Here is a 1,183-nt window from a genome sequence, read left to right on the forward strand (position 1 = left end):
CGAGTTTTTTAACCGGCACCCACACTGCCGTTTATTCAATCACTACGGCCCGACTGAAACCCACGTGGTCACTCTATGTGAGGTGACAGACTTCCATCATGCAGGAAGTGCAGCCTCCATCGGACAGCTTTTAGGTAATACAGAAGGCTATGTGCTCTCACCAGAGCAGCAGCTTGTGCCCATTGGTGTGTCAGGCGAGCTCTGTATCGGCGGTGTGGGCTTAGCGCGCGGTTATCTCAATCGCCCTGAACTCACGGCTGACAAGTTTATTGCTCATCCCTTTAGCGATGACCCAGAAGCGCGCTTATATCGCACCGGAGATTTGGTGCGCTGGCTGCCCGATGGCAATCTTGCCTTTTTGGGGCGTTTGGATCATCAGGTCAAAATTCGTGGGTTTAGGATTGAGTTAGGGGAAATCGAGTCTGAGCTGCTGCGTGAGCCGAGCGTTAAAGAAGCCGTGGTGTTAGCCCGTGAAGATCGCGGTGGTGACAAGCGTTTGGTCGCCTATGTCACAGAGGCTGAGGTGCCTGAGGCTTTGGACGAAGACGCTCTGATCGAGTCACTCAAGCAAAGGTTAAAAGCCGTGCTGCCCGATTACATGGTGCCCTCGGCTTTTGTGGTGCTGGAGCAGTTGCCATTAACGCCTAACGGTAAGGTGGATCGTAAGGCCTTGCCTGAGCCGGATTTAGCTCAGGTGACCGGCGCTTATGAAGCCCCGCAAAGCCTCACCGAAGCGCGCTTAGCAGAACTCTGGCAAACCTTGCTGCACCTACACTCGCCCGTTAGTCGTGATGCGCATTTCTTTGAACTGGGTGGGCATTCGTTATTAGGTGTCCGTCTATTAGCCAGCATTCGAGAGCAGTTTGCCTTAGATATTCCGATTAAAACGCTTTTTGCGCAGCCCATCCTGAGTGAGCTGGCAGCGGCATTAGATGCTGAGGCGTCGATGGCAGGGCAAGGTATTCAAGTGCCACCGATGGTTGCTCGTGACCCACAGTTAACCGCATTGCCGTTATCATATGCCCAGCAACGCTTGTGGTTTATTGATCGCTTAGAAGGTGGCAGCGTGCATTACAACATGCCAGGGGCGTTGCGTTTGAGTGGTAAGCTGGATATAGCTGCTCTAGAGCAGAGCTTTAAAGCGCTTTACCACCGTCATGAAAGCCTACGCACCTGTTTTATA

1 protein-coding gene is annotated in these 1,183 nt (G+C 52.9%); it reads left to right on the forward strand.

Translation table 11 applies throughout. From position 1 onward, the window contains the following. Positions 1-1,183: AMP-binding protein (locus QQK21_RS13415; protein ID WP_284192698.1), on the forward strand; the 1,183-nt coding region annotated here is incomplete at both ends.

It is taken from the genome of Vibrio zhanjiangensis, assembly GCF_030161235.1.
In the GTDB taxonomy this organism is placed as follows: Bacteria; Pseudomonadota; Gammaproteobacteria; order Enterobacterales; family Vibrionaceae; genus Vibrio; species Vibrio zhanjiangensis.